The organism is Acidovorax sp. (genome assembly GCF_046339755.1).
Classification (GTDB): Bacteria; Pseudomonadota; Gammaproteobacteria; order Burkholderiales; family Burkholderiaceae_C; genus Acidovorax.
The window spans coordinates 1-8,936 of the sequence record NZ_JBKDTZ010000002.1 but is presented as its reverse complement, the minus strand read 5'-3'; the positions used below and the strand labels follow the sequence as shown (position 1 = coordinate 8,936).

Here is an 8,936-nt window from a genome sequence, read left to right as displayed (position 1 = left end):
CTCATCCATCCCTTGTCTCCTGAATGAACCACCCAGACCCCCAGGCGCTGGCCGTCCCAGGCGATGCGACCGATGCCGGCGCCTCGCAATCGGTGAAGGCCCAGCTGCGCTTGCGTGAAATGATCCTGGCCGGCGAACTCGCCGGCGGCGCGCGCATTGCTGAACTCACGCTGGTGGAGATGCTGGGCGTCTCACGCACGCCCATCCGCGCGGCGCTGATGCGCCTGGAGCAGGAGGGGCTGCTGCACCGCCTGCCCGGCGGCGGCTACGCAGTACGCACCTTCTCCGAGACCGATGTGGCCGACGCCATCGAGCTGCGCGGCACCATGGAAGGCCTGGCCGCGCGCCTGGCGGCCGAGCGCGGCGCGGACGCGGCGGTGCTGGCCGAGGCCGCACAGTGCCTCGATGAGATCGACGCGGTGCTGGCACCGCGCGCGCTCGATGACGAGGGCTTCTCGGACTATGTGGCGCTCAATGCACGCTTCCACCAACTGCTGGGCCGCATGGTGGGCAGCGAGGTCATCGTGCGCGAGCTCGACCGGGTCAAAAGCCTGCCGTTCGCTTCGCCCTCGGCCTTCGTGGTGGTGCAGACCCATTCGCCTGCGGCGCGCGACATGCTCGTGATCGCGCAGGACCAACACCGCCAGGTGCTCGACGCGATCACGCGGCGCGAGGGCGCACGTGCCGAGGCGCTGATGCGCGAGCATTCGCGCGTGACCCGCCGCAACCTGCTCGCGGCGGTGCAGGCGGCACAGATACAGGGTTTGCCCGGGGTGCAATTGATCCGGGATCACGTCTGATCAATAGCTGTTGCAAGTTATCACAAACGGCGATATCTAAAAGTTGGGAATCCCGCTTGTGAAAGCATGCACGCCGGCCCAGACTTCGCCCCACCCAGCGCTGTATACAACGATATCCACAGGAGACAAGCACCATGCACAAACGCCACCTTCTACGCGCCTCGGCCGCTGCCGCCACCCTGATGATGACCCTGTCCGCCTTGCCTGCCATGGCCCAGGACAATGTCTTCAAGATCGGCCTGATCCTTCCCATGACCGGGCAGCAGGCCACCACCGGCCGCCAGATCGAGGCTGCCGCGCGCCTGTACATGGCGCAGAACGGCGACACCGTGGCCGGCAAGAAGGTCCAGCTCATCGTCAAGGACGATACCAGCCTGCCTGACGTGACGCGCCGCCTGGCCCAGGAGCTGGTGGTCAACGACAAGGTCAACGTGCTCGCTGGCATGGGCATCACGCCCTCGGCCATGGCCACGGCGCCCCTGGCCACGCAGTCCAAGACCCCGCTGGTGGTGATGGCCGCGGCCACGTCCAGCATCACCGAGGCATCGCCCTACGTGGTGCGCACCAGTTTCACCCTGCCCCAGGTGTCGGTGGCCCTGGCCGACTGGGCGCCCAAGAACGGCATCAAGAAGGTCGTGACACTGGTCAGCGACTACGGGCCGGGCATCGACGCCGAGAAGTTCTTCAACCAGCGCCTGGCCTTCAACGGCGGCCAGGTGACCGAGGCGCTGCGCGTGCCGCTGCGCAACCCCGACTTCGCCCCTTTCCTGCAGAAGGTGCGCGATGCCAAGCCCGATGCGCTGTTCGTGTTCGTGCCCTCGGGCGCGGGCGCCGCGGTGATGAAGCAGTTCCTGGAACGCGGCATGGACAAGGCCGGCATCAAGCTCATCGCCACCGGCGACGTGACCGATGACGACCAGCTCAACGACATGGGCGATGGCGCCCTGGGCGTGGTCACCTCGCACCACTACTCGGCCGCACACCCTTCGCCACTGAACAAGAAGTTCGTCGAGGCCTTCGAGAAGGCCAACAAGGGCCTGCGCCCCAACTTCATGGCCGTGGGCGGCTACGACGGCATGCGCGTGATCTACGAAGCGCTCAAGACCACCAAGGGCGCAGGCGGCGGCGACGCCCTGCTGGCCGCCATGAAGGGCCAGGTCTTCGAGAGCCCGCGCGGCCCTGTGTTCGTCGACGCGCAGACCCGCGACATCGTGCAGAACGTCTACCTGCGCAAGGTCGAGCGCGTCAACGGCCAGCTGTACAACGTGGAATTCGACGTGATCAAGGACGTCAAGGACCCCGGAAAAACCAAGTAAACCCAGGATAGGAAGCCCCCTGAGTCGCTTCGCGCCTTCCCGCAAAGGGGGACGCCACCCATGGCCTGGCAAAGCCAGTTCCACGGTGGCGCTGGCTTGCGGCGCGCCAGCATCGAAGGCTGGTGGGGGCCTTTGCAGGCAAGTGGTGCGGGTGCATCGCGCCTTGCGGTTTCTATTGAAGTGATTGCATGCTGACCATTCTTTTCGACGGCATTGCCTATGGCATGCTGCTCTTCATCCTGGCCGTCGGGCTGGCAGTGACCATGGGGTTGATGAACTTCATCAACCTGGCGCACGGGGCCTTTGCCATGGCGGGGGGCTACATCACCGTGCTGCTCATGCAGCGCCTGAACGTGCCCTTCCTGGTGTGCCTGCCGCTGGCCTTCATCGGCACGGCGCTGCTGGGTGCCGTGCTCGAGCGCACGCTGTACCGGCCGCTCTACCACAAGGCCCACCTGGATCAGGTGCTGTTCTCCATTGGCCTGGTGTTCATGGCCGTGGCCACGGTGGACTATTTCGTGGGCTCCACGGGCCAGATCATCCAGCTGCCAGCCTGGCTCAAGGGCCGCACCGAGATCGGCAGCGGGGCCTTCATGCTGGGCATGGGGCACTACCGGCTGTTCATCATCGCGGTCTGCGCAGCACTCACCGTGGGGCTGCAGTACGTGCTCACGCGCACCCGCTTCGGCAGCCGGCTGCGCGCCTCGGTGGATGACCAGCGCGTGGCCGCGGGCATGGGCATCAACGTGAACATCGTGTTCCTGTCGACCTTCGCCTTCGGCTCGGGCCTGGCGGGCCTGGGCGGCGCGCTCGGGGCCGAGGTGCTGGGCCTGGACCCGAGCTTTCCGCTCAAGTTCATGATCTATTTTCTGATCGTGGTGGCCGTGGGCGGTACCTCGTCCATCACCGGCCCGCTGCTGGCCGCGCTGCTCTTGGGCATAGCCGACGTGGCGGGCAAGTACTACATCCCCAAGCTCGGGGCCTTCATCGTCTACAGCCTCATGATCCTGATTTTGATCTGGCGGCCCCAGGGCCTGTTCGTGCGCAAGGGGGGCAAGTGATGACGGACATTTCCCGACCCAATGTGCTGCTCCACACGCGCCGCATGCGGCCCTGGGAGCCCGTGCTCTGGCTGCTGGCCTTTGCCGCGCCGCTGGCACTGCCCAGCCACGCGCTCATCATCAACGAGATCGCCATCGTCGCGCTGTTCGCGATCTCGCTCGATCTGATCCTGGGCTACACCGGCATCGTCTCGCTCGGCCATGCGGCCTTCTTCGGCATGGGCGGCTATGCGGCAGCCCTGTTCGCCAAGCATGTGATGCCCGACCCGCTGGTGGGCCTGGCGGTGGGCGTCGGCGCCGCCACGGTGCTCGGGGCGGTGGCTTCGTTCACCATCATGCGCGGCACGGACCTCACGCGCCTCATGGTGACGCTGGGCGTGGGCCTCATCATGCTGGAGCTGGCGAACAAGCTCGACTGGCTCACTGGCGGCGCCGACGGCCTGCAGGGCGTGGTCATGGGCCCGGTGCTCGGCAGGTTCGAATTCGACCTGTTCGGGCGTACGGCGGCCTGGTACTCGATGAGCGTGCTGCTGGTATTCTTCGTGCTGGCGCGGCGCATCGTGCAGTCGCCCTTCGGTGCCACGCTCAAGGCCATCCGCGACAACCGGCTGCGCGCCATGGCCATCGGCATCCCCGTGACGGCCAAGCTGGCCCAGGTCTACACGCTGGCCGCCGCGCTGGCCGGCGCCGCGGGCGCCCTGCTCACGCAGACCACGGGCTTCGCCTCGCTGGACCTGTTCGAGTTCCACCGCTCGGCCGACGTGATGCTGATCCTGGTGATCGGCGGCGTGGGCTGGCTCTACGGCGGCGTGGTCGGGGCCATCGGCTTCAAGCTGCTGCAGGACCTGATCTCGGCCGTCACGCCCCAGTACTGGACCTTCTGGATCGGCCTGTTCCTTGTGGTGCTGGTGCTGGTGGGCCGCGAGCGTCTGATCCGCCCCTGGACCTGGTTCGGAGGGCGCAAGGCATGAACACCACTGCAGTCCACAACGAAGCGCCTGTGGTGCTGTCAGCGCAAGGCCTGGTCAAACGCTTTGGCGGCATCACGGCCACCAACAACGTCACGCTGAACCTGCGCCAGGGCGCGCGCCACGCGCTGATCGGCCCCAACGGCGCGGGCAAGACCACACTGATCAATCTGCTGACCGGCGTGCTCGAGCCCACCGAGGGATCCATCGTGCTCGAAGGCCAGGACATCACGCGCCTGGCGCCCCACCAGCGCGTGCAGCGCGGCATGGTGCGCACCTTCCAGATCAACCAGCTGTTCGACTCGCTCACGCCGATGGAAACGCTGGCGCTCACCGTCTCGCAAAAGCAGGGCCTGGGCGGCAAGTGGTGGCAAAAGCTCGGTGCGCGCAGCGCGGTGAACGAGCGCTGCGAGCAACTGCTCGAACAATTCCACCTCACGGCCGTGATGGCCGAGCCCACGCGCGTGCTGGCCTACGGCAAGCGCCGCCTGCTGGAGATCGCCATCGCCCTGGCCTGCGAGCCGCGTGTGCTGCTGCTCGACGAGCCCGTGGCCGGCGTGCCCGCGGGCGAGCGCGAAGAGCTGCTGCAGACCGTGGCAGCCCTGCCCGCCGATGTCTCGGTGCTGTTGATCGAACACGACATGGACCTGGTTTTCAGCTTTGCCAAGCGCATGACGGTGCTGGTCAACGGCACCGTGCTCACCGAGGGCGACCCCGACACCATCGCCAACGACCCGCAGGTCAAGGCCGTGTACCTGGGACATGGAGAAGACGCGCATGTCTGAGCTGCTGAAGATCGAAGGGCTGAGCGCGGGCTACGGTGAGGCAGTCGTCCTGCAAGGTGTGTCCCTGTCGCTGGCCGAGGGCGAGACCCTGGCCCTGCTGGGCCGCAACGGCACGGGCAAGACCACGCTGATCAATACCCTGGCGGGCGCCACGCGCCAGCATGCGGGCACGGTGGCGCTGGGTGGGGTGGCGCTGCACCGCCTGCCCGCGCACGAGCGCGCGGCCGCCGGCATCGGCTGGGTGCCGCAGGAGCGCAACATCTTCAAGTCGCTCACCGTGCACGAGAACCTGACCGCCGTGGCGCGGCCCGGCCGCAAGGGCGCCACCTCGGCACCCTGGACGCCTGACAAGGTGTACGCCATGTTCCCGCGCCTGGCCGAGCGCAAGACCAACCTGGGCACACAGCTGTCGGGCGGCGAGCAGCAGATGCTGGCCGTGGGCCGCGCGCTGGTGCTCAACCCGCGCCTGCTGCTGCTCGACGAGCCGCTCGAAGGCCTGGCCCCCATCATCGTGGAGGAGCTGCTGCGCGCCATCCGCCGCATCACCCAGGAGGAGGGGCTGTCGGCCATCATCGTGGAGCAGCACCCGCAGGCCATCCTAGCGATCTCGGACCAGGCCGCCGTGCTGGACCGCGGTACCGTGGTGCACACCGGCACAGCGGCCAGCCTGAGCGCGCAGCCCGAGTTGCTCGACCGTTTGCTGGGCGTGGCCAGGTAGAGCCCTTGCAGGAGACGGTGCGCATGGACCTTCGACACATCGGCCTGATTGGCTACGGCGAAGTCGGCAAGACCTTTGCCCTGGGGTTGCAGCCGAAACCCGGTGTGGCCGCTGTCGGCGCCTGGGACCTGAAGTTCGTGCAGGCCGCCATGCGCGACGCCGAACTCGCGCATGCCGCGCAGCACGGCGTCACGGCCCATGCCTCGGCCGCGGCGCTGTGCGCGGCCAGCGACCTGGTCATCTCCGCCGTCACCGCCTCGCACACGCTGGAGGTGGCCGAAGAGGTGGCCGCCCACATCCGCCCAGGCACGCTGTTCCTGGATCTCAATTCCGCCTCGCCCGGCACCAAGCAGCAAGCGGCCGCGCTGATCGATGCGCGCGGCGCGCACTATGTCGAGGCCGGCGTCATGACCTCGGTGCCGCCCTACGGCATCCGCGTGCCCATGCTGCTGGGCGGCGCGCAGGCACCGGCCCTGGCCGCTGTGCTGCAAGGCTGGGGCATGGACGCCACGCCGGTCAGTGAACAGCTGGGCGTGGCCAGCGCGATCAAGATGTGCCGCAGCGTGATGATCAAGGGCCTCGAAGCCCTGGTGATCGAAAGCTACACCACCGCGCGCCAGTACGGCGTGGAGGCGCATGTGCTGCCGACCTTGGCGGAAACCTTCCCCTCTATCGATTGGGAAAAGCAGGGCAGCTACTTCTTGAGTCGCGTGGTGCAGCACGGCCAGCGCCGCTCCGAAGAGATGCACGAGGCCGCGCGCACCGTGCGCGAGGCCGGCGTGGAGCCGCTGATGGCCAGCGCCACCGCGCACCGGCAGGCCGCGGTGGCCGCCATGGCACGCGAGGGCGTGTTTGCCGGCCTGCCCAAGGATGCGCCATGGCAGGACTATGCCGACCGGCTGCTGGCGCACCTCCAGAAGGATCAGGGCGCCTTGTAGATGGCCTGCAAGGTTGTGCGGATCAGCTCCGCCATGGCCTGCTGCGTCAGCGTAGCGGGGCGCTGCGAACTCACGGCCATCAGCAGCTTGCTGCGCAGACGGGGTTCGCCGGCCTGGCCGATGGGCCGGGTGGTGAACACCTCTGGCCGGCCCGAGGTGGTGACCGCATTCATGGGCAGCACGGCGCACCCCGCGCCGTCGGCCACCAGGTCCAGGATGGCTGCCACGCCGTCGATCTCCAGGTTGATCTGCGGGCGCAGGCCCAACGCAGCCAGTTCCGACTCGACCAGCATGCGGATGGAGTTGGGCCGCGTGGGGATCACCAGTTCGTAGCGGGTCAGGGCCTCCAGCGCGACCGGCGCCTGGTCCTCGCCTTCTGCGCCTGTGCGGCGCTGCACGAGGAACAGGTCTTCCTCCAGCAGGGGCGTGATCTCGATGCCCGGCGACGCCGGCGTGTTGTAGAGCAGCGCAATGTCCAGCAGCCCCGTGGTCAGCGATTCGCGCATGGCGACCGACAGGCCTTCGCTGATGGCCAGGGCCGCGTCCGGCATCTGCACGCGGAACGCGCGCGTGAGCGGCACGGTGAGCACCTTGGCCATGGTGGGCGGCAGGCCGATGGCCACGCGCCCGGCCAGCGCCCCGCGCACGCGCCCCAGTTCCTCGCGCGCGCGCTCCACCTGGTGCAGGATGCCGCGGCCATGCTCCAGCAGCAGCTTGCCGGCCTCGGTCGGTATGGCGCCGCGGCCATAGCGCACCAAGAGTTTATGGCGCAAATCCAGCTCCAGCAGGCGCACTTGGCGGCTCAGCGCGGGCTGGGCGATGTCCAGCACCACCGAGGCGCGGGTGAAGCTGCCCAGCTCGGCCACGCGCACGAAGTATTCGATCTGCTTGAGGTCCATGGCTGCTCTCCGCTATTTGCAATAGCTCGAATTCGACAATACAAGAATGATATATCTGGTAGTGCCCCTGCCGGCTTCATGTTTGGGCCGGCCCTGCCCACAATCAGCAGCATGTATACAGCCCTGATCGAGCACCCATGAGCCAGCCCGTCACCCTGCGCGGAATCTCCTCCATGGCCACGCGCCAGGTGCTGGCCGAGCTGCTCGCCGCTTATGAGCAGCAGACCGGCCAGCGCGCCGTGATCGAGGCCGTGGGCGGCGTGGACGCGGCCAAGCGGGTGCAGGCCGGCGAGGCCTTCGACGTGGTGGTGCTGGCCTCCGACGCCATCGACAAGCTCATCGCAGCCGGCGCCATCGTGGCCGGCAGCAGGACCGACTGGGTGCGCTCCGGCGTGGCCGTGGCCGTGCGCGCCGGTGCTCCGTTGCCCGATATCGGCTCGGAAGACGCGGTGCGCAGCGCCGTGCTGGCCGCGCGCAGCATCAGCTATTCCACCGGCCCGAGCGGCGTGGCGCTGGCCCGACTGTTCGAGCGCTGGGGCATTGCCGGCGAGGTGGCCGGCCGCATGGTGCAGGCACCGCCCGGCGTGCCCGTGGGCTCGCTGGTCGCGCGCGGCGACGTGGAGCTGGGCTTCCAGCAACTGAGCGAGCTGCTGCACGTGGAAGGCATCGCCATCGTGGGCCCGCTGCCGCCGGCGATCCAGATCACCACCATTTTTTCATCGGGTGTCAGTGCCACCAGCCAGCAGCCCGAGGCCGCCAAGGCGCTGCTCGACTTCTTCGCATCGCCAGCGGCGGCCCAAGCCAAGCAACGCCAGGGCATGGACCCCGCCTGAACCCGAACACCAAGATCCAAGGAGCACAACGCAATGAGCCTCATCATCGACTGCCACGGCCACTACACCACGGCACCCAAGGCGCTGGAGAACTGGCGCAACCAGCAGATCGCCGGCATCCAGGACCCGGCCGCCATGCCCAAGGTGGCGGACCTCTCCATCAGCGATGACGAGCTGCGCGAGTCCATCGAGACCAACCAGCTGCGCCTGATGAAGGAGCGCGGCAGCGACATCACGCTGTTCTCGCCGCGCGCGAGCTTCATGGCCCACCACATCGGCGACTTCAACGTCTCCAGCACCTGGGCGGCCATCTGCAACGAGCTGTGCCACCGCGTCTCCATGCTGTTCCCCGACAACTTCGTGCCCGTGGCCATGCTGCCGCAAAGCCCCGGCGTGGACCCCGCGACCTGCATCCCCGAGCTGGAAAAGTGCGTGAAGGAATACGGCGCCGTGGGCATCAACCTGAACCCCGATCCTTCGGGCGGCCACTGGACCAGCCCGCCGCTGACCGACCGCCACTGGTACCCCATCTACGAGAAGATGGTGGAGTACGACCTGCCCGCCATGATCCACGTGAGCACCAGCTGCAACGCGTGCTTCCACACCACGGGCGCGCAC

Annotated in this window: 10 protein-coding genes; 9 read left to right on the top strand and 1 reads right to left on the bottom strand. The window is 67.8% G+C overall.

Going from position 1 to position 8,936, the window contains the following annotated elements; all coding sequences use genetic code 11:
• Positions 1-23: 23 nt before the first annotated feature.
• The 7 genes from ACK59X_RS00185 to ACK59X_RS00155 all read left to right on the top strand — a co-directional run bounded on the left by ACK59X_RS00185 (position 24) and on the right by ACK59X_RS00155 (position 6,586).
• Positions 24-800 (top strand): GntR family transcriptional regulator, encoded by a 777-nt coding sequence (locus tag ACK59X_RS00185; protein ID WP_409954439.1) that lies wholly within the window; start codon positions 24-26, stop codon positions 798-800.
• Between the two features lie 134 nt (positions 801-934).
• Positions 935-2,116 (top strand): ABC transporter substrate-binding protein, encoded by a 1,182-nt coding sequence (locus ACK59X_RS00180; RefSeq protein WP_409954438.1) that lies wholly within the window; start codon positions 935-937, stop codon positions 2,114-2,116.
• Between the two features lie 188 nt (positions 2,117-2,304).
• Positions 2,305-3,177, top strand: coding sequence for a branched-chain amino acid ABC transporter permease (locus ACK59X_RS00175; protein WP_409954437.1), 873 nt, complete (start codon positions 2,305-2,307; stop codon positions 3,175-3,177).
• A complete protein-coding gene (locus ACK59X_RS00170) occupies positions 3,177-4,148 on the top strand; it encodes a branched-chain amino acid ABC transporter permease (RefSeq protein ID WP_409954436.1) in 972 nt (323 codons plus the stop codon). The genes ACK59X_RS00175 and ACK59X_RS00170 overlap by 1 nt, the downstream gene beginning before the upstream one ends.
• Positions 4,145-4,930, top strand: a complete 786-nt coding sequence (locus ACK59X_RS00165) for an ABC transporter ATP-binding protein (protein WP_409954435.1) — start codon at positions 4,145-4,147, stop codon at positions 4,928-4,930. The genes ACK59X_RS00170 and ACK59X_RS00165 overlap by 4 nt, the downstream gene beginning before the upstream one ends.
• Positions 4,923-5,648: an ABC transporter ATP-binding protein gene (locus tag ACK59X_RS00160; RefSeq protein ID WP_409954434.1), complete on the top strand. Its 726-nt coding sequence runs from the start codon at positions 4,923-4,925 to the stop codon at positions 5,646-5,648. Before ACK59X_RS00165 ends, ACK59X_RS00160 begins: the two co-directional genes overlap by 8 nt.
• 23 nt (positions 5,649-5,671) lie before the next feature.
• A complete protein-coding gene (locus ACK59X_RS00155) occupies positions 5,672-6,586 on the top strand; it encodes a DUF1932 domain-containing protein (RefSeq protein ID WP_409954433.1) in 915 nt (304 codons plus the stop codon).
• On the opposite strand, the gene ACK59X_RS00150 is transcribed toward ACK59X_RS00155, so the two are convergent.
• Positions 6,571-7,485: a LysR substrate-binding domain-containing protein gene (locus ACK59X_RS00150; protein WP_409954432.1), complete on the bottom strand. Its 915-nt coding sequence runs from the start codon at positions 7,483-7,485 to the stop codon at positions 6,571-6,573. The two genes, ACK59X_RS00155 and ACK59X_RS00150, sit on opposite strands and share 16 nt — an antisense overlap.
• Before the next feature lie 137 nt (positions 7,486-7,622).
• Here ACK59X_RS00150 and ACK59X_RS00145 point away from each other — a divergent pair, with 137 nt between their 5' ends.
• On the top strand, positions 7,623-8,318 hold the full coding sequence (locus tag ACK59X_RS00145; protein WP_409954431.1) for a substrate-binding domain-containing protein: 696 nt from the start codon (positions 7,623-7,625) through the stop codon (positions 8,316-8,318).
• Positions 8,319-8,351: 33 nt separating this feature from the next.
• A partial coding sequence (locus ACK59X_RS00140; RefSeq protein WP_409954430.1) for an amidohydrolase family protein occupies positions 8,352-8,936 on the top strand: 585 nt, incomplete at its 3' end.

Bases quoted from the DNA above. Each gene is read 5' to 3' on its own strand.
- ACK59X_RS00165 (WP_409954435.1), top strand. From the start codon at position 4,145: ATGAACACCACTGCAGTCCACAACGAAGCGCCTGTGGTGCTGTCAGCG.
- ACK59X_RS00175 (WP_409954437.1), top strand. From the start codon at position 2,305: ATGCTGACCATTCTTTTCGACGGCATTGCCTATGGCATGCTGCTCTTC.
- ACK59X_RS00150 (WP_409954432.1), bottom strand. From the start codon at position 7,485: ATGGACCTCAAGCAGATCGAATACTTCGTGCGCGTGGCCGAGCTGGGC.
- ACK59X_RS00160 (WP_409954434.1), top strand. From the start codon at position 4,923: ATGTCTGAGCTGCTGAAGATCGAAGGGCTGAGCGCGGGCTACGGTGAG.
- ACK59X_RS00145 (WP_409954431.1), top strand. From the start codon at position 7,623: ATGAGCCAGCCCGTCACCCTGCGCGGAATCTCCTCCATGGCCACGCGC.
- ACK59X_RS00180 (WP_409954438.1), top strand. From the start codon at position 935: ATGCACAAACGCCACCTTCTACGCGCCTCGGCCGCTGCCGCCACCCTG.
- ACK59X_RS00185 (WP_409954439.1), top strand. From the start codon at position 24: ATGAACCACCCAGACCCCCAGGCGCTGGCCGTCCCAGGCGATGCGACC.
- ACK59X_RS00170 (WP_409954436.1), top strand. From the start codon at position 3,177: ATGACGGACATTTCCCGACCCAATGTGCTGCTCCACACGCGCCGCATG.
- ACK59X_RS00155 (WP_409954433.1), top strand. From the start codon at position 5,672: ATGGACCTTCGACACATCGGCCTGATTGGCTACGGCGAAGTCGGCAAG.